General features: G+C 68.2%; 15 protein-coding genes. All 15 read left to right on the top strand.

Features of this window, described 5'->3' with window-relative positions:
- The first annotated feature begins 177 nt into the window (after positions 1-177).
- The gene (rpoB, locus tag EBO15_RS01120) at positions 178-3,654 is read left to right on the top strand and encodes a DNA-directed RNA polymerase subunit beta (protein ID WP_122192389.1); all 3,477 of its coding nucleotides are present in this window, start codon (positions 178-180) and stop codon (positions 3,652-3,654) included.
- A gap of 21 nt (positions 3,655-3,675) precedes the next feature.
- A complete protein-coding gene (locus EBO15_RS01115; protein ID WP_122192388.1) occupies positions 3,676-7,554 on the top strand; it encodes a DNA-directed RNA polymerase subunit beta' in 3,879 nt (1,292 codons plus the stop codon).
- A 300-nt stretch (positions 7,555-7,854) separates the two neighbouring features.
- Entirely contained in the window at positions 7,855-9,606 is a 1,752-nt protein-coding gene (locus EBO15_RS01110; protein WP_122192387.1) for a hypothetical protein, read from the top strand.
- 689 nt (positions 9,607-10,295) lie between these two features.
- Positions 10,296-10,670 carry a 30S ribosomal protein S12 gene (gene rpsL, locus EBO15_RS01105; protein WP_019632621.1) on the top strand — a complete coding sequence of 125 codons (375 nt, stop codon included), beginning with the start codon at positions 10,296-10,298 and terminating at the stop codon, positions 10,668-10,670.
- On the top strand, positions 10,670-11,140 hold the full coding sequence (rpsG, locus tag EBO15_RS01100; RefSeq protein ID WP_067487277.1) for a 30S ribosomal protein S7: 471 nt from the start codon (positions 10,670-10,672) through the stop codon (positions 11,138-11,140). The genes rpsL and rpsG overlap by 1 nt, the downstream gene beginning before the upstream one ends.
- 94 nt (positions 11,141-11,234) lie before the next feature.
- Positions 11,235-13,295, top strand: coding sequence for an elongation factor G (fusA, locus tag EBO15_RS01095; protein WP_378238772.1), 2,061 nt, complete (start codon positions 11,235-11,237; stop codon positions 13,293-13,295).
- Between the two features lie 100 nt (positions 13,296-13,395).
- Complete coding sequence (tuf, locus tag EBO15_RS01090) at positions 13,396-14,589, top strand: elongation factor Tu (RefSeq protein ID WP_122192385.1); 1,194 nt, start codon at positions 13,396-13,398, stop codon at positions 14,587-14,589.
- Positions 14,590-14,699: 110 nt separating this feature from the next.
- A complete protein-coding gene (rpsJ, locus tag EBO15_RS01085; protein WP_018657599.1) occupies positions 14,700-15,008 on the top strand; it encodes a 30S ribosomal protein S10 in 309 nt (102 codons plus the stop codon).
- A gap of 13 nt (positions 15,009-15,021) precedes the next feature.
- On the top strand, positions 15,022-15,672 hold the full coding sequence (gene rplC / locus EBO15_RS01080; protein WP_122192384.1) for a 50S ribosomal protein L3: 651 nt from the start codon (positions 15,022-15,024) through the stop codon (positions 15,670-15,672).
- Positions 15,669-16,268, top strand: a complete 600-nt coding sequence (gene rplD / locus EBO15_RS01075; protein WP_122192383.1) for a 50S ribosomal protein L4 — start codon at positions 15,669-15,671, stop codon at positions 16,266-16,268. Before rplC ends, rplD begins: the two co-directional genes overlap by 4 nt.
- A gap of 11 nt (positions 16,269-16,279) precedes the next feature.
- Complete coding sequence (gene rplW, locus EBO15_RS01070) at positions 16,280-16,585, top strand: 50S ribosomal protein L23 (RefSeq protein ID WP_026414303.1); 306 nt, start codon at positions 16,280-16,282, stop codon at positions 16,583-16,585.
- Positions 16,586-16,631: 46 nt separating this feature from the next.
- Positions 16,632-17,465: a 50S ribosomal protein L2 gene (gene rplB, locus EBO15_RS01065; RefSeq protein ID WP_122192382.1), complete on the top strand. Its 834-nt coding sequence runs from the start codon at positions 16,632-16,634 to the stop codon at positions 17,463-17,465.
- A 12-nt stretch (positions 17,466-17,477) separates the two neighbouring features.
- Complete coding sequence (rpsS, locus tag EBO15_RS01060) at positions 17,478-17,759, top strand: 30S ribosomal protein S19 (protein ID WP_122192381.1); 282 nt, start codon at positions 17,478-17,480, stop codon at positions 17,757-17,759.
- Positions 17,760-17,792: 33 nt separating this feature from the next.
- Positions 17,793-18,170 carry a 50S ribosomal protein L22 gene (rplV, locus tag EBO15_RS01055; RefSeq protein ID WP_117361129.1) on the top strand — a complete coding sequence of 126 codons (378 nt, stop codon included), beginning with the start codon at positions 17,793-17,795 and terminating at the stop codon, positions 18,168-18,170.
- Positions 18,170-18,887, top strand: a 718-nt coding sequence (gene rpsC / locus EBO15_RS01050; protein WP_122192380.1) for a 30S ribosomal protein S3, incomplete at its 3' end; no start/stop codon positions are given. The genes rplV and rpsC, both read left to right, overlap by 1 nt.

Below are 18,887 nucleotides of genomic sequence, written 5' to 3'. Positions count from 1 at the left end.
GAGTTGCGAGCGGTGTGGTTGTCGACTACACTGCCCCTTTGCGCTGCCCTCTGACTATTCACGTGCGAGAGCACACCTGCCATGGTCCGTTTTGGACCTCATCGTGCCGGTCTCGCTACTTGGATCGTCTGGCGTGCGTGTCGTCAGTTACGCCGCGAGCCCTCGGAAGGACCACTCTTGGCAGCCTCGCGCAACGCCTCGAATACCGCAACCGGTCCGAACCGCGTCTCCTTCGCGCGCATCAAGGAGCCGCTCGAAGTCCCGGACCTCCTTGCCCTTCAGACCAACTCCTTTGACTGGCTGCTGGGCAACGAGAGGTGGAAGGCCCGGGTCGAGGCGGCCCAGAAGGCCGGTAGTAAGAGCGTCCCGACGCAGTCGGGCCTCGAAGAGATCTTCGAAGAGATCAGTCCCATCGAGGACTTCTCCGGGACCATGTCCCTCTCGTTCCGCGACCACCGGTTCGAGCCGCCCAAGTACTCCGCGGAGGAGTGCAAGGACAAGGACATGACCTACTCCGCCCCGATGTTCGTCACGGCGGAGTTCATCAACAACACCACCGGTGAGATCAAGAGCCAGACGGTGTTCATGGGCGACTTCCCGCTCATGACCTCCAAGGGCACCTTCATCATCAACGGAACCGAGCGGGTCGTCGTGTCCCAGCTCGTTCGCTCGCCCGGCGTCTACTTCGACCGCGCGCTCGACAAGGCCAGCGACAAGGACATCTACGGCTGCCGGGTCATCCCCAGCCGCGGTGCCTGGCTGGAGTTCGAGATCGACAAGCGCGACAACGTCGGTGTGCGCATCGACCGCAAGCGCAAGCAGCCCGTCACGGTCCTGCTGAAGGCGCTGGGCTGGGACGAGGCGCGCATCCGCGAGCGCTTCGGCTCCTACGAGTCGATCAACATCACCCTGGAGAAGGACCACACGTCCGGCCAGGACGACGCGCTGCTGGACATCTACCGCAAGCTGCGTCCGGGCGAGCCGCCGACGAAGGAGTCGGCGCAGACCCTGCTGGAGAACCTGTACTTCAACCCGAAGCGCTACGACCTGGCCAAGGTGGGCCGTTACAAGGTCAACAAGAAGCTCGGGCTGGAGCTGGAGACCAACCAGGGAACGCTGACCGAGGACGACATCGTCGGGACGATCGAGTACCTCGTCCGCCTGCACGCGGGTGAGGAGGAGGCGTCGCTCGGCGGCGCGTCCGTGCCGATCGAGGTCGACGACATCGACCACTTCGGCAACCGTCGCCTGCGCACCGTCGGCGAGCTGATCCAGAACCAGGTCCGCCTGGGCCTGGCGCGCATGGAGCGGGTCGTCCGCGAGCGGATGACCACCCAGGACGTCGAGGCGATCACGCCGCAGACCCTGATCAACATCCGGCCGGTCGTCGCCTCCATCAAGGAGTTCTTCGGCACCAGCCAGCTGTCCCAGTTCATGGACCAGACCAACCCGCTCGCGGGCCTGACCCACAAGCGCCGCCTGAACGCGCTGGGTCCGGGCGGTCTGTCCCGTGAGCGGGCCGGCATGGAGGTCCGCGACGTCCACCCGTCGCACTACGGCCGCGCCTGCCCGATCGAGACGCCGGAAGGCCCGAACATCGGCCTGATCGGCTCGCTCGCCGCGTACGGCCGGGTGAACCCGTTCGGGTTCGTCGAGACGCCGTACCGCAAGGTCGTCGACGGCCAGGTCACCGAGCAGATCGACTACCTGACCGCCGACGAGGAGGACCGCTTCGTCGTCGCCCAGGCGAACTCGCTGCTGGACGATGACGGCCGGTTCACCGAGAACCAGGTCCTGATCCGCAAGAAGGGCGGCGAGATCGAGCTGATCCCGCCGCAGGACGTCCAGTACATGGACGTCTCGGCGCGTCAGATGACCTCGGTCGCGACCGCGATGATCCCGTTCCTGGAGCACGACGACGCGAACCGCGCGCTGATGGGCTCCAACATGCAGCGCCAGTCGGTGCCGCTGCTCCGCAGCGAGGCTCCGCTGGTCGGCACGGGCATGGAGTACCGCGCGGCCGTCGACGCCGGTGACGTCATCGTCGCCGACAAGGCCGGCGTGGTCGAGGAGGTCTCCGCCGACTACGTGACCGTCATGAACGACGACGGCACCCGCAACACCTACCGGGTGTCGAAGTTCAAGCGGTCCAACCAGGGCACCTGCTTCAACCAGAAGCCGATCGTGTTCGAGGGCCAGCGCGTCGAGGTGGGCCAGGTCGTCGCCGACGGCCCCTGCACCGACACCGGTGAGATGGCGCTGGGTAAGAACCTCCTGGTGGCGTACATGCCGTGGGAGGGCCACAACTACGAGGACGCGATCATCCTGTCGCAGCGCCTCGTGCAGGACGACGTCCTGTCCTCGATCCACATCGAGGAGCACGAGGTCGACGCCCGGGACACCAAGCTCGGCCCCGAGGAGATCACCCGGGACATCCCGAACGTCTCCGAGGAGGTCTTGGCGGACCTGGACGAGCGCGGGATCATCCGGATCGGCGCGGACGTCGTCCCCGGCGACATCCTGGTCGGCAAGGTCACCCCGAAGGGCGAGACCGAGCTGACCCCGGAGGAGCGCCTGCTCCGCGCGATCTTCGGTGAGAAGGCGCGCGAGGTCCGCGACACCTCGCTGAAGGTGCCGCACGGCGAGCAGGGCAAGGTCATCGGCGTCCGGGTGTTCTCCCGCGACGAGGGCGACGAGCTCCCGCCGGGCGTGAACGAGCTGGTCCGCGTCTACGTGGCCCAGAAGCGCAAGATCACCGACGGCGACAAGCTGGCCGGCCGGCACGGCAACAAGGGCGTCATCTCCAAGGTGCTGCCCGTCGAGGACATGCCGTTCCTGGAGGACGGCACGCCCGTCGACATCGTGCTGAACCCGCTGGGCGTCCCCGGCCGTATGAACGTCGGCCAGGTCCTCGAGTCCCACCTCGGCTGGGTCGCCAGCCAGGGCTGGAAGGTCGAGGGCGACGACGCCGAGTGGAAGCGCGAGCTCCGGGAGATCGGCGTGGAGGAGGCCGAGCCCTGGACCCGCGCGGCCACCCCGGTGTTCGACGGCGCCCGCGAGGACGACGTCACCGGCCTGATCTCCTCCACCCTGCCCAACCGGGACGGCAACCGCATGGTCGGCCCGGGCGGCAAGGCGAGGCTGTTCGACGGCCGCACCGGCGAGCCGTACCGCGACCCGATCGCGGTCGGCTACACCTACATCCTGAAGCTGCTGCACCTGGTGGACGACAAGATCCACGCCCGTTCCACCGGCCCGTACTCGATGATCACCCAGCAGCCGCTGGGCGGTAAGGCGCAGTTCGGCGGCCAGCGCTTCGGTGAGATGGAGGTGTGGGCCCTGGAGGCGTACGGCGCCGCCTACGCCCTGCAGGAACTGCTCACCATCAAGTCCGACGACGTTCTCGGCCGGGTGAAGGTCTACGAGGCCATCGTCAAGGGCGAGAACATCCCCGAGCCCGGCATCCCCGAGTCCTTCAAGGTCCTCATCAAGGAGATGCAGTCGCTCTGCCTCAACGTCGAGGTTCTGTCGAGCGACGGCATGTCCATCGAGATGCGTGACACGGACGAGGACGTCTTCCGCGCCGCGGAAGAGCTCGGCATCGACCTCTCCCGTCGCCCCAATGAGGGCGCGATGAGCGTCGACGAGGTCTGATCAAACTCAAGGGGAATCAAGTTGCTTGACGTCAACTTCTTCGACGAGCTTCGCATCGGCCTCGCGACCGCCGACGACATCCGCCAGTGGTCGCACGGCGAGGTGAAGAAGCCGGAGACCATCAACTACCGGACCCTGAAGCCGGAGAAGGACGGGCTCTTCTGCGAGAAGATCTTCGGTCCGACCCGCGACTGGGAGTGCTACTGCGGCAAGTACAAGCGCGTCCGGTTCAAGGGCATCATCTGTGAGCGCTGCGGCGTCGAGGTGACCCGTGCCAAGGTGCGCCGTGAGCGGATGGGCCACATCGAGCTGGCCGCGCCCGTCACGCACATCTGGTACTTCAAGGGCGTGCCGTCCCGGCTGGGCTACCTGCTGGACCTGGCGCCCAAGGACCTCGAGAAGATCATCTACTTCGCGGCCTACATGATCACGAGTGTGGACGCGGAGCGGCGTGACCGCGACCTGCCCACGCTCGACGCTCACATCTCGGTCGAGCGCCAGCAGATCGAGCAGGCCCGCGACGCCCAGGTGGAAGGCCGCCAGCAGAAGCTGGAGGCCGACCTGGGCGAGCTCGAGGCCGCCGGGGCCAAGGCCGACCAGAAGCGCAAGGTGCGCGACAGCGCCGAGCGCGAGATGAAGCAGCTGCGCGACCGGGCCCAGCGTGAGCTGGACCGGCTCGACGAGGTGTGGAGCCGTTTCAAGAACCTCAAGGTCCAGGACCTCGAGGGCGACGAGATGCTCTACCGCGAGATGCGCGACCGCTTCGGCAAGTACTTCGAGGGCGGCATGGGCGCCGCGGCCATCCAGGCCCGGCTCCAGAACTTCGACCTCGACGCCGAGGCCGAGAAGCTGCGCGAGATCATCCGCACCGGCAAGGGCCAGAAGAAGGCCCGCGCGCTCAAGCGGCTGAAGGTCGTCTCGGCGTTCCTGAACACCCGCAACAGCCCGCTCGGCATGGTGCTGGACTGCATCCCGGTGATCCCGCCGGACCTGCGTCCGATGGTCCAGCTGGACGGTGGCCGCTTCGCGACCTCCGACCTGAACGACCTGTACCGCCGCGTGATCAACCGGAACAACCGGCTCAAGCGTCTGCTCGACCTCGGCGCGCCCGAGATCATCGTGAACAACGAGAAGCGGATGCTGCAGGAGGCCGTCGACGCGCTGTTCGACAACGGCCGCCGCGGCCGTCCGGTCACGGGTCCGGGCAACCGTCCCCTGAAGTCCCTCAGCGACATGCTGAAGGGCAAGCAGGGCCGGTTCCGCCAGAACCTGCTGGGCAAGCGCGTCGACTACTCGGGCCGTTCGGTCATCGTCGTCGGCCCGCAGCTGCGCCTGCACCAGTGCGGTCTGCCCAAGCAGATGGCGCTGGAGCTGTTCAAGCCGTTCGTCATGAAGCGGCTGGTCGACCTCAACCACGCGCAGAACATCAAGTCCGCCAAGCGGATGGTCGAGCGCGCCAAGTCGGTCGTGTGGGACGTCCTCGAAGAGGTCATCACCGAGCACCCGGTTCTGCTGAACCGCGCGCCCACGCTGCACCGTCTCGGCATCCAGGCGTTCGAGCCGCAGCTGGTCGAGGGCAAGGCCATCCAGATCCACCCGCTCGTCTGCACGGCGTTCAACGCCGACTTCGACGGCGACCAGATGGCGGTGCACCTGCCGCTGTCCGCCGAGGCGCAGGCCGAGGCGCGGATCCTGATGCTGTCGACCAACAACATCCTCAAGCCGTCGGACGGCAAGCCCGTCACCATGCCCACCCAGGACATGGTCATCGGCCTCTACTGGCTGACGACGCAGAAGGACGGCGCGACCGGCGAGGGCCGCGCGTTCGGCTCGATCGCCGAGGCGATCATGGCCTACGACCGGCGCGAGCTGGACCTGCAGGCCAAGGTGCAGCTGCGCTTCAAGGACGTCCCGCCGCCGCGCGAGTGGGTCGCCCCGGAGGGCTACGAGCCCGGTCAGCCGTACCGGCTGGAGACGACGCTCGGCCGCGCGCTGTTCAACGAGGCCCTGCCCGCGGACTTCCCGTTCGTGGACGCCGAGATCGGCAAGAAGCAGCTGTCGGCGATCGTCAACGAGCTGGCCGAGACCTACCCCAAGGTCGAGGTCGCGGACGCGCTGGACGCCCTCAAGAGCACCGGTTTCCACTGGGCCACCCGGTCCGGTGTGACCATCTCGATCGAGGACGTCGTGACGCCGCCGAACAAGGCGGCCATCCTGGCGCAGCACGAGCGTGACGACGCCAAGGTGCAGCGCGAGTACAACCGCGGCCTGATCACCGACGAGGAGCGCAAGCAGGAGCTCATCGGGATCTGGAACAAGGCCACCGCCGAGGTCGCCGCGGACATGGAGAAGGCGTTCCCGAAGGAGAACCCGATCTGGATGATGATCCAGTCGGGCGCCCGCGGTAACCCGCTCCAGCTGCGTCAGATCGCCGGTATGCGCGGCCTGGTGTCGAACCCGAAGGGTGAGACGATCCCGCGTCCGATCAAGTCGTCCTTCCGTGAGGGCCTGTCGGTCGTCGAGTACTTCATCTCGACGCACGGCGCCCGTAAGGGCCTGGCCGACACCGCGCTGCGGACCGCCGACTCGGGTTACCTGACCCGTCGTCTGGTGGACGTCGCGCAGGACGTGATCGTCCGCGAGATCGACTGCGGCACCGACCGCACGATCGCGTTCCGGGTCGCCGACCGCGCCGCGGACGGCACCCTGACCAAGCCGGTGCAGTCCGAGACCAGCCTGGTCGGCCGGACGATCGCCGAGGACGTGACGGTGGACGGGACGGTCATCTTCCCGGCCGACACCGACCTGTCCGACACGGTGATCACCCGCCTGGTCGAGGTCGGCGTGGAGGAGGTGCGGACCCGGTCCGCGCTCGTCTGCGAGGCCAAGATCGGTGTCTGCGCCGCGTGCTACGGCCGCTCGCTCGCCACCGGCAAGCGGGTGGACGTCGGCGAGGCCGTCGGCATCATCGCCGCCCAGTCCATCGGTGAGCCCGGTACGCAGCTGACCATGCGCACCTTCCACACCGGTGGTGTCGCGGGTGGTGACATCACCCACGGTCTGCCGCGTGTCCAGGAGCTCTTCGAGGCCCGCATCCCCAAGGGTGTGGCCCCGATCTCCGAGGTCGCCGGCCGGATCAAGATCGACGAGACCGAGAAGACCCGGAAGATCATCGTGGTGCCGGACGACGGCACCGACGAGATCGCCTACCAGGTCCCGATGCGGGCCCGGCTGTCGGACGGCGTCTTCGAGGGCGCCCACGTCGACGTCGGCCAGCAGCTGATCGTCGGTGCGCAGAACCCGCACGAGGTCCTGCGCATCCTCGGCCCGCGCGCGGTGCAGCTCCACCTGGTCCACGAGGTCCAGGAGGTGTACCGGTCGCAGGGTGTGTCGATCCACGACAAGCACATCGAGATCATCGTCCGCCAGATGCTCAAGCGGGTGAACATCCTCGAGGCCGGTGACACCGAGCTGCTGCCGGGCGACCTGGTCGAGCGGCCGATGTTCGAGGAGAACAACCGTTCGGTGGTGGCCGAGGGCGGCAAGCCCGCGGCGGGCCGTCCGGTCCTCATGGGCATCACCAAGGCGTCGCTCGCGACCGAGTCGTGGCTGTCGGCGGCGTCCTTCCAGGAGACGACCCGGGTGCTCACCGAGGCGGCCATGCACGCCAAGAGCGACCCGCTGCTCGGTCTCAAGGAGAACGTCATCATCGGCAAGCTCATCCCGGCCGGTACCGGCATGCCGCAGTACCGCAACGTCCGGGTCGAGCCGACCGAGGAGGCGAAGGCCGCGGTCTACTCCGTGGGCTCCTACGACGACGGTGCGGACTACTCGTTCGGGCAGGGCTCCGGCGAGGCCGTCCCGCTGGAGGAGTACGACTTCGGTCAGTACAACCGCTGACCGTTAGCCAGTCGGTGAAGGGCCCCCGCTTCGGCGGGGGCCCTTTTCGCGTTCCGTTCGTCACGGACGCACCGTCCCGCCCAGCGCTCTCACCTCCACCCGGACGTTCCGGAACGGCCGCGTCATCGGCGCCGGTTTGGGGCCGGACGGGACGTCACGGCCGGGAACGGGCGGGTGGACAGGGGCGTCGAACCGGGTGATGATTTGCGATTCCCCCGGAGATCGGGGCAGGCTTGAGCCGATGCGTCACATCGTGGGGACCCCCCTCACGTGGGAATATCCGCCCGAAGGAGCCTGACGATGACCGACAACGACGGCGCGCAGGGACCGCAGTGGCCGTCGCCCCGGGACGACGAGAAGTCCGGGGGCGCGGAGAGCCGGGCGGCCGGTTCCAGTGAGGACGGCCAGGATGCCGCACCGCCCGCGCGTCCGATGGGCGACCGCACGGTCGTCTTCGGAGCGCCGCAGCTCGGCGGCACCGGTGGCGGGCAGCCGCCCGCACCGGCCCAGCCCGCCCAGCCCGCTCCGCCCTCGCGGCCCGCGCCTCCGGCCGCTCCGCCCACGATGATCGAGTCGATGCCGGTCGTCGGCCGGCAGACTCCCACCCCTCCGCACGACCCGCAGGGCACGCCCGGCGGCTTCGGCGCCCCGCCCGCGGACCCGCAGGGCGGCTTCGGCGCTCCGCCCGCGCAGCCGGGTGACCAGCAGCCCTACGCCCAGCAGCCCGGCCCGCCGCCCTTCGGTCAGCAGCCGTACGAGCAGCAGCCGTACGAGCAGCAGGGCTATGGCGCGCCGCAGGACCCGTACGGCCGGCCCCCGGCCGCACCCCAGGGCTACGGCGGCCAGCCCCAGCCCCAGCCCGGACAGCCCCAGGCGGGACAGCCCCAGGCGGGGGAGCCCGGCTACCCGCAGCAGCCCTACGGCCAGCAGCCCGACGCCGGGCAGTTCGGCCAGCCCGGCCAGCAGCAGTTCGGCGCCCCGGACCCGTACGCCGCGCAGCAGGGGGGCGCCTACCCGCCCGCCGGTGAGCCGTTCGCGCCGCCGGCGGAGCCGAAGGCCCCGTCCGCCGAGCCGCCCGCCCCCGTGCAGGGCGAGGACCGGACGCTCATCGTCCCCGGCCCGGCCGTGACCCCTCCCGCGTCCGCCGAGCCCGGCCGCGCGGCCCCGAAGGTGGACGACCAGGCGACCGTCGCGTGGTCGCCCGGGCCGGACGTCCCGGTGGCCTCGGGCCCGGAACGGCGTGCCGCCGAGCCCTGGCAGGCCCCGGCCGCCCCCGACACCCCGGAGCCGTGGACGGGACGGCCTGCCGGCCGGCAGGGCGGCGACCACGAGCGCACCATGATGGTCCCGCCGCCCGACCAGGGGCTGGGCACGCCCGTCGCGGGTCACGAGGCCCAGGCGCAGTCCGGGCCGTCCAGGTTCGGAGGCGACCGTCCGCAGGTCGAGGACGGCCTGCCCACCCAGGCGTTCGACCCGTCCGCGCAGGGACGGCAGCCCGGCCAGCAGGACCAGGGCCTGGGTGAGGCGACCCGCATGGACGCCGGGCAGCAGCAGTGGGGCGCGCCCGCGCAGCAGGGCCAGTACGGCCAGCAGCCCTACGGCCAGCAGGACCAGGGCCAGTACGGTCAGCCCGCCCAGCAGGGGCAGTACGGTCAGCCGGATCAGTACGGCCAGCAGGGGCAGTACGGCCAGCAGGCGCCGCAGGGGCAGCAGGGCCAGTACGGGCAGGGCGGCCAGCAGCCATACGCCCAGCAGGACCAGGGCCAGGGTCAGTACGGCCAGCAGGACCAGGGGCAGTACGGCCAGCAGGACCAGTTCGGCCAGGCCACGGCGGCCTTCGGCCAGGGGCAGGTCGGCGGCCAGTTCGGTGGCCAGGGTCAGTACGGCCAGGCTGCCCAGGGCGCCCAAGGCGGCGAGGCGTACCCCGGCTACCAGCAGGCGCCCGCTCAGCAGGGCGGCGAGAAGAGCAACAAGAAGCTCTGGCTCATCGTCGGCGGCGCGGCCGTCGCGGTGATCGTCATCATCGCGCTGGCCGTGGCCTTCCTCCTCTGACCGAGGCCCGTCCGGCCCCGCCGAACTCGGACCTGTCGAACTCAGTCAGCCGAACTCAGCCTGCCGGACTCGTCCCAGCCGAGCCCCTTCCGGCCGGAACCGCCGAGCGGAACCGGCCGGAACCGGGAATCGGGGCCGGGCCGCGCGGCAGCGACACGCAAAAGTCCGGCCCGGGTTCCTTGACCCGGGCCCCGCGGTCCGGGACGGTGAGGGCGAGACGCCGACGGGATTTGCGTCACATGACGGGAACATCCTGTCGGCCCGGGACCGTTGTGACTACGGGAAGATGGCCCGCAGGGGCGTCGCGAGCTTGCGCCGAAGGGGCCGCTCGCGATAGTGGACCGTTCGCTTTGACCTTTCGCGTAGTGGTCGGTAACCTCTGTCCTTGTGCCCGCTGTGTGCGGGCCAATCTGCGTGCGCGCCGGCAGGTCCCTGCGATTTGACAGGGCGGCCCAGCGCCGTAGCAAACTCCCCGGCTTGTTTCGGCCCATGCAGTGGGCCGGGCGGTCTCGTGTCGGATCACGGTCATCCTTGGGTGCGCCGGATGCGACACGCCCGACCGCGTGGGTCGGAGAGGTCGGGAAACCGGCAGGTCACAGCCTCAAACGAGGTGGTGATGACGGGTCTCGCGAGGCGGGGCTCAGGCAGAACAAGACTTACCGGCTCGGTACGAGGAAGACGGAGACGCGGTGCCCACGATCCAGCAGCTGGTCCGAAAGGGCCGCCAGGACAAGGTGACCAAGAACAAGACGCCGGCGCTCAAGGGCAGCCCCCAGCGCCGGGGTGTCTGCACGCGCGTCTACACGACGACGCCCAAGAAGCCGAACTCTGCGCTTCGCAAGGTCGCCCGTGTCCGGCTGACCAGCGGGATTGAGGTCACGGCCTACATCCCCGGTGTCGGACACAACCTGCAGGAGCACTCGATCGTGCTCGTGCGCGGCGGCCGAGTGAAGGACCTCCCGGGCGTTCGGTACAAGATCATTCGCGGTTCGCTGGACACCCAGGGCGTCCGCAACCGCAAGCAGGCGCGCAGCCGCTACGGCGCCAAGAAGGAGAAGAGCTAATGCCGCGCAAGGGCCCTGCTGGCAAGCGCCAGCTCATCGCCGACCCGGTGTACAACTCGCCGCTGGTCACCGCGCTGATCAACAAGGTTCTGCTGGACGGCAAGCGCTCCATCGCGCAGAGCATCGTCTACGACGCCCTGGAGGGTGCGCGCGAGAAGACCGGCAACGACCCGGTCGTCACGCTCAAGCGCGCGCTGGACAACGTCAAGCCGACCCTGGAGGTCCGCTCCCGCCGTGTCGGTGGCGCGACCTACCAGGTCCCGGTCGAGGTCCGGCCCGCCCGCTCCACGACCCTCGCGCTGCGCTGGCTGGTGCTCTACTCCCGGCAGCGTCGCGAGAAGACCATGACCGAGCGCCTGATGAACGAGCTGCTCGACGCCTCCAACGGCCTTGGCGCCTCCGTCAAGAAGCGCGAGGACACGCACAAGATGGCGGAGTCCAACAAGGCCTTCGCCCACTACCGCTGGTAATCCGGCGGATCCAGGTTTACGACGAGACGCAGCGAGGACGAAAGTGGCTACCAAAACCGGTGTAGACCTCTCCAAGGTCCGCAACATCGGCATCATGGCCCACATCGACGCCGGTAAGACGACCACCACCGAGCGGATCCTGTACTACACGGGCATCAGCTACAAGATCGGTGAGGTCCACGACGGCGCGGCCACGATGGACTGGATGGAGCAGGAGCAGGAGCGGGGAATCACCATCACCTCCGCGGCCACCACCTGCACCTGGCCGGTCGAGGACGTCAAGCACACCATCAACATCATCGACACTCCGGGACACGTCGACTTCACCATCGAGGTGGAGCGGTCGCTGCGCGTCCTGGACGGTGCCGTCGCGGTGTTCGACGGTGTCGCCGGTGTCGAGCCGCAGTCCGAGACCGTGTGGCGCCAGGCGGACCGCTACAACGTCCCGCGGATCTGCTTCGTCAACAAGCTCGACCGGGTCGGCGCGGAGTTCCACCGCTGCGTCGACATGATCAAGGACCGCCTCAACGCGACTCCGCTGGTCATGCAGCTCCCGATCGGTGCCGAGGCGGACTTCAAGGGCGTCGTCGACCTGATCACGATGAAGGCCCTGGTCTGGACCTCGGACGCGAAGCTCGGCGAGATGTACGACACGGTCGACATCCCCGACACGCACACCGAGATCGCCCAGGAGTGGCACGACAAGCTGATCGAGACGCTGGCCGAGGCCGACGACGAGATCATGGAGCTGTACCTGGAGGGCACCGAGCCCACCATCGAGCAGCTCTACCCGGCGATCCGCCGCGCCACCATCGCGGGCGAGCTGTTCCCGGTCCTGACCGGAACGGCGTTCAAGAACAAGGGCGTCCAGCCCCTGCTCGACGCCATCGTCCGCTACCTGCCCTCTCCGCTGGACGACGGCGGCGTGGACGGTCACTCGCCGCGCGACGAGGAGAAGACGCTCCACCGGGACGCCACCGAGGACGCGCCGTTCTCCGCGCTGGCGTTCAAGATCGCGTCCGACCCGCACCTGGGCAAGCTGACCTTCATCCGCGTCTACTCGGGCGTGCTCGAGGCCGGTTCCCAGGTCCTGAACTCCGTCAAGGAGCGCAAGGAGCGGATCGGCAAGATCTACCGGATGCACGCGAACAAGCGTGAGGAGATCAGCCTGGTGGGCGCCGGCGACATCGTCGCCGTCATGGGTCTGAAGCAGACCACCACGGGCGAGACCCTCAGCGACGACAAGGACCCCATCGTCCTCGAGTCGATGAACTTCCCGGCGCCGGTCATCGACGTGGCGATCGAGCCGAAGACCAAGGCTGACCAGCAGAAGCTCGGCACCGCCATCCAGCGGCTCGCGGAGGAGGACCCCTCCTTCCAGGTCCGCACCGACGAGGAGACCGGTCAGACGGTCATCGCCGGCATGGGCGAGCTGCACCTGGAGATCCTGGTCGACCGCATGAAGCGGGAGTTCAAGGTCGACGCCAACGTCGGCAAGCCCCAGGTGGCCTACCGCGAGACCATCACGCGGAAGGTCGAGAAGGTCGAGTACACGCACAAGAAGCAGACCGGTGGTTCCGGTCAGTTCGGTCGCGTGATCATCAACCTGGAGCCGCTGGGCGAGGGCAGCGACGGCTACGAGTTCGAGAACAAGGTCACCGGTGGCCGTATCCCGCGGGAGTACATCCCGTCGGTCGACGCGGGCTGCCAGGAGGCCGCCGAGTTCGGCGTTCTCGCCGGCTACCCCATGGTGGGCGTGAAGGTCACCCTTCTCGACGGTGCCTACCACGAGGTGGACTCCTCGGAGATGGCGTTCAAGATCGCCGGTTCCATGGCGTTCAAGGAGGCCGCCCGCAAGGCCGGGGCGACCATCCTCGAGCCGCTGATGGCCGTCGAGGTCACGACGCCCGAGGAGAACATGGGCGACGTGATCGGCGACATCAACTCCCGGCGCGGTCAGGTCCAGGAGATGGACGAGCGTGCGGGGATGCGGGTCGTCAAGGCCCACGTGCCCCTCTCGGAGATGTTCGGCTACGTGGGTGATCTGCGCAGCAAGACCCAGGGCCGGGCTGTTTTCACCATGCAGTTCCACTCCTACGCCGAGGTTCCCAAGAACGTCGCGGAGGAGATCATCGCCAAGGCCCGGGGCGAGTAACCAGCCCCCGGCCCGGCGACGGTCGTCGAGCCAGCACAGTCACCCAGCCAACACACGAAGCGGCCTCCTGCAGGCCGAGGATCGCAACAAGGAGCAACCAGTGGCGAAGGCCAAGTTCGAGCGGACGAAGCCGCACGTGAACATCGGCACCATTGGGCACATCGACCACGGTAAGACCACGCTTACCGCGGCGATCACCAAGGTGCTCCACGACAAGTACCCGGACATCAACCCCTTCACGCCGTTCGAGGACATCGACAAGGCGCCGGAGGAGCGCGAGCGCGGTATCACGATCTCGATCGCGCACGTCGAGTACCAGACCGAGTCGCGGCACTACGCGCACGTCGACTGCCCGGGTCACGCCGACTACATCAAGAACATGATCACCGGTGCGGCGCAGATGGACGGCGCCATCCTGGTGGTCGCCGCCACCGACGGCCCGATGCCGCAGACCAAGGAGCACGTGCTCCTGGCCCGCCAGGTCGGCGTCCCCTACATCGTCGTCGCGCTGAACAAGTGCGACATGGTGGACGACGAGGAGATCCTGGAGCTCGTCGAGCTCGAGGTCCGCGAGCTCCTGTCGGAGTACGAGTTCCCGGGCGACGACGTCCCGGTGGTGCGCGTCTCCGCCTTCCAGGCGCTGCAGGGCGACGAGAAGTGGGCCGAGTCCATCATCGAGCTCATGACCGCGGTGGACGAGAACGTCCCCGAGCCCGTGCGTGACACCGAGAAGCCGTTCCTGATGCCGATCGAGGACGTCTTCTCGATCACCGGCCGTGGCACCGTCGTCACCGGCCGCATCGAGCGCGGTGTCGTCAACGTGAACGAGGAAGTCGAGATCATCGGCATCAAGGAGACCTCGTCCAAGACGACGGTCACCGGTGTCGAGATGTTCCGCAAGCTGCTCGACCAGGGCCAGGCGGGCGACAACGTCGGCCTCCTGCTCCGTGGCATCAAGCGCGAGGACGTCGAGCGCGGCCAGTGTGTCATCAAGCCGGGCACCAACACCCCGCACACCGAGTTCGAGGCTCAGGTCTACATCCTGTCCAAGGACGAGGGCGGCCGCCACACGCCGTTCTTCAACAACTACCGCCCGCAGTTCTACTTCCGTACCACGGACGTGACCGGCGTCGTGTACCTCCCCGAGGGCACCGAGATGGTCATGCCGGGCGACAACACCGAGATGCGCGTCGAGCTGATCCAGCCCGTCGCCATGGAGGACGGCCTGAAGTTCGCCATCCGTGAGGGTGGCCGGACCGTCGGCGCGGGTCGCGTCACGAAGGTCCTCAAGTAACACTCTCGTAGTTCGGCGGGCTGACCACTGGCCTGGAACGCCATGTCGGCCCGCCGTTCCACGACCAAGAAGCAACAGCGGCACTACCAGCAAAGGACACCGAGGCCACCATGGCGGGACAGAAGATCCGCATCCGGCTCAAGGCCTACGACCACGAGGTCATCGACACCTCCGCGAAGAAGATCGTTGAGACGGTGACGCGGACGGGCGCCAAGGTCGCGGGCCCGGTGCCGCTGCCGACCGAGAAGAACGTGTACTGCGTCATCCGCTCGCCGCACAAGTACAAGGACAGCCGCGAGCACTTCGAGATGCGCACGCACAAGCGGTTGATCGACATCATCGACCCGACGCCCAAGACGGTCGACTCGCTGATGCGACTCGACCTTCCGGCCGGCGTTGACATCGAGATCAAGCTCTGAGGGACGCACCAAAATGAGTACGCAGAGGAAGGGCGTCCTGGGCGAGAAGCTCGGCATGACCCAGGTCTTCGACGATGAGGGCCGGATGGTTCCGGTAACCGTCGTCCAGGCCGGGCCGTGTGTGGTCACCCAGCTCAAGAACCAGGAGTCGGACGGCTACACGGCCGTTCAGATCGGCTTCGGCCAGATCGACCCGCGCAAGGTCAACAAGCCGCGCACGGGCCACTTCGAGAAGGCCGGCGTCACGCCGCGCCGGTACCTGGTCGAGCTGCGCGTTGACGACGCCGCCGAGTACGAACTCGGCCAGGAGATCACCGCCAGCGTCTTCGAGGCCGGCCAGAAGATCGACGTGACCGGCACGAGCAAGGGCAAGGGCACCGCGGGTGTCATGAAGCGCCACGGCTTCCGTGGTCTCAGCGCCTCGCACGGTACCCAGCGCAAGCACCGCTCGCCGGGTTCGATCGGCGGCTGCGCGACCCCGGGTCGCGTGTTCAAGGGCCTCCGCATGGCGGGACGGCACGGCAACGCGCGCACCACCGTCCAGAACCTGACGGTTCACGCGATCGACGCGGAGAAGGGCCTGCTCCTGATCAAGGGCGCGGTTCCCGGTCCGAACGGCGGCGTGGTCCTGGTTCGCGACGCAGTGAAGGGGACGGGCAAGTGACCTCCAAGCTCGACATCGACCTGCCCGCCGAGATCTTCGACCGCAAGACCAGCGTTCCGCTGATCCACCAGGTCGTCGTCGCGCAGCTCGCGGCGGCTCGGCAGGGCACGCACTCCACCAAGACCCGGGGCGACGTCTCCGGTGGTGGCAAGAAGCCGTACCGGCAGAAGGGCACCGGCCGCGCGCGCCAGGGTTCGACCCGTGCGCCGCAGTTCGCCGGTGGTGGCATCGTCCACGGCCCGCAGCCGCGCGACTACTCGCAGAAGACGCCCAAGAAGATGAAGGTCGCCGCGCTCCGCGGCGCGCTGTCGGACCGCGCCCGCTTCGGCCGGGTGCACGTCGTCGACAGCCTCATCGAGGGCGACGCCCCGAAGACGAAGACGGCCCTCGCCGCCCTGCGCGGTGTGACCCAGGCCAAGCGCGTGCTCCTGGTCCTCGACCGTGAGGACGAGCTGACCTGGAAGTCGCTGCGCAACGAGCCGAGCGTGCACGTCATCGTCGACGACCAGCTCAACACCTACGACGTGCTCGTGAACGACGACGTGGTCTTCACCCAGAAGGCGTACGAGTCGTTCCTGGCGCGCGCCGCGAAGTAACGAGGGCAGACATGAACAAGATCTCTGACCCCCGCGACATCATTCTCGCGCCGGTCGTCTCGGAGAAGAGCTACGGGCTGCTCGACGAGGGTAAGTACACCTTCATCGTCCGCCCGGACGCGAACAAGACGCAGATCAAGCAGGCCGTCGAGGCGATCTTCGACCGCAAGGTGGCCGGCGTCAACACGATCAACCGTCCTGGTAAGCGCAAGCGGACCCGCTTCGGCTACGGCCAGCGCAAGGGCACCAAGCGCGCGATCGTGAGCCTGGCCGAGGGCGAGCAGCCGATCGACATCTTCGGCGGACAGACCTCCTGACGAGGTCCGAGCCCCGAAGCGTGAACTAAGGGATTGCACGAAAAAGATGGGCATCCGTAAATACAAGCCGACGACCCCGGGTCGTCGCGGCTCCAGCGTGGCCGACTTCGTCGAGATCACGCGCACCGAGCCGGAGAAGTCGCTGCTGCGTCCTCTCCCGAAGAAGGGCGGCCGTAACAACCACGGCCGCATCACCACCCGGCACCAGGGCGGCGGCCACAAGCGCGCGTACCGGCTGATCGACTTCCGCCGGCACGACAAGGACGGCGTCCCGGCGAAGGTCGCTCACATCGAGTACGACCCGAACCGCACCGCGCGCATCGCGCTGCTGCACTACGCCGACGGTGAGAAGCGCTACATCCTCGCGCCGCAGGGGCTCAAGCAGGGCGACCGGGTCGAGAACGGCCCCGGGTCCGACATCAAGCCGGGCAACTGCCTGCCGCTTCGCAACATCCCGACCGGTACGGTCATCCACGCCATCGAGCTCAAGCCCGGTGGCGGCGCGAAGATCGCCCGGTCCGCGGGCGCCGGCGTCCAGCTGCTCGCCAAGGAGGGCAAGTACGCCACGCTGCGTATGCCGTCCGGCGAAATGCGCATGGTGGACGTCCGCTGCCGCGCGACGGTGGGCGAGGTCGGCAACGCCGAGCAGTCCAACATCAACTGGGGTAAGGCCGGCCGTATGCGGTGGAAGGGCAAGCGCCCGACCGTCCGCGGTGTCGCCATGAACCCGATCGACCACCCGCACGGTGGTGGTGAGGGTAAGACCTCCGGTGGCCGCCACCCGGTCAACCCGAACGGTAAGAAGGAAGGCCGGACTCGCAAGGCGAACAAGTCCAGCGACCGTCTTATCGTCCGTCGTCGCAGCAAGAAGAAGCGGTAGGAGTCGCTCGCAATGCCACGTAGCCTTAAGAAGGGCCCCTTCGTGGACGACCACCTGATCAAGAAGGTGGACGCCCAGAACGAGAAGGGGACGAAGAACGTCATCAAGACGTGGTCGCGGCGCTCCATGATCGTGCCGGACATGATCGGTCACACGATCGCCGTGCACGACGGCCGCAAGCACGTTCCGGTGTTCGTCACCGATGCCATGGTGGGGCACAAGCTCGGCGAGTTCGCGCCGACGCGCACGTTCCGCAGCCACGTCAAGGAAGACCGTCGCAGCCGTCGCGGCTGAGCGGGCAGGAATCTGTAGGAGAGAGGAACAGCGATGGAAGCCAGGGCCCAGGCACGGTTCATCCGTGTCACGCCCATGAAGGCTCGGCGCGTGGTGGACCTCATCCGCGGCCTGCCTGCCGCGGAGGCGCAGCAGGTGCTGCGGTTCGCCCCTCAGGCGGCGAGTGAGCCCGTGGGCAAGGTGCTCGCGAGTGCCATCGCCAACGCCGAGCACAACTTCAAGCTCGACACCGAGACGCTGGTCGTGAGCCACGCGTTTGTGGACGAGGGGCCGACGCTCAAGCGTTTCCGTCCCCGCGCCCAGGGTCGCGCCTACCGCATCAACAAGCGCACGAGCCACATCACCGTGGTCGTCGCCCCGCGGGACGAGGTTGCTGCGGCCGGCGGTAAGAAGACGAGGAGGGCCCGGTAGTGGGTCAGAAGATCAACCCGCACGGGTTCCGGCTCGGCATCACCACCGACCACAAGTCCGTGTGGTTCGCTGACAAGCTCTACAAGGACTACGTCAAGGAAGACGTCCAGATCCGGCGCATGCTCTCCAAGGGCATGGACCGGGCGGGCATCTCCAAGGTCGAGATCGAGCGCACCCGTGACCGCGTCGAGGTGAACATTCACACCGCGCGTCCGGGCATCGTGATCGGCCGGCGTGGCGCGGAGGCCGAGCGTCTCCGCGGCGACCTGGAGAAGCTGACCGGCAAGCAGGTCCGGCTGAACATCCTCGAGGTCAAGAACCCCGAGATCGACGCCCAGCTCGTCGCGCAGGGCGTGGCCGAGCAGCTGAGCTCCCGCGTGGCGTTCCGCCGCGCGATGCGCAAGGCGATCCAGTCGGCCATGAAGTCCGGCGCCAAGGGCATCAAGGTCCAGTGCTCCGGCCGTCTCGGCGGCGCCGAGATGTCGCGGTCGGAGTTCTACCGCGAGGGCCAGGTCCCGCTGCACACGCTGCGCGCCGACATCGACTACGGCTTCTACGAGGCCCGGACGACCTTCGGCCGCATCGGCGTCAAGGTGTGGATCTACAAGGGCGAGGCCGCCCAGACCCGCGCCGAGCGCGAGGCCCAGGCCGCGCAGCAGCGCGCCGCGGGCGGCGGCGGTGGCCGTGGCGGCGAGCGTCGTGAGCGTCGCGGTGGCG

The organism is Actinomadura harenae (genome assembly GCF_003696215.1).
In the GTDB taxonomy this organism is placed as follows: Bacteria; Actinomycetota; Actinomycetes; order Streptosporangiales; family Streptosporangiaceae; genus Spirillospora; species Spirillospora harenae.
This window is presented reverse-complemented; position numbering and strand designations above follow the sequence as displayed.

Excerpts from the sequence above, each read along its gene's own strand:
- EBO15_RS01110 (WP_122192387.1), top strand. The coding sequence starts at position 7,855 with ATGACCGACAACGACGGCGCGCAGGGACCGCAGTGGCCGTCGCCCCGG.
- rpsG (WP_067487277.1), top strand. The coding sequence starts at position 10,670 with ATGCCGCGCAAGGGCCCTGCTGGCAAGCGCCAGCTCATCGCCGACCCG.
- fusA (WP_378238772.1), top strand. The coding sequence starts at position 11,235 with ATGGCCCACATCGACGCCGGTAAGACGACCACCACCGAGCGGATCCTG.
- rpsJ (WP_018657599.1), top strand. The coding sequence starts at position 14,700 with ATGGCGGGACAGAAGATCCGCATCCGGCTCAAGGCCTACGACCACGAG.
- rplC (WP_122192384.1), top strand. The coding sequence starts at position 15,022 with ATGAGTACGCAGAGGAAGGGCGTCCTGGGCGAGAAGCTCGGCATGACC.
- rplW (WP_026414303.1), top strand. The coding sequence starts at position 16,280 with ATGAACAAGATCTCTGACCCCCGCGACATCATTCTCGCGCCGGTCGTC.
- rplB (WP_122192382.1), top strand. The coding sequence starts at position 16,632 with ATGGGCATCCGTAAATACAAGCCGACGACCCCGGGTCGTCGCGGCTCC.
- rpsS (WP_122192381.1), top strand. The coding sequence starts at position 17,478 with ATGCCACGTAGCCTTAAGAAGGGCCCCTTCGTGGACGACCACCTGATC.
- rplV (WP_117361129.1), top strand. The coding sequence starts at position 17,793 with ATGGAAGCCAGGGCCCAGGCACGGTTCATCCGTGTCACGCCCATGAAG.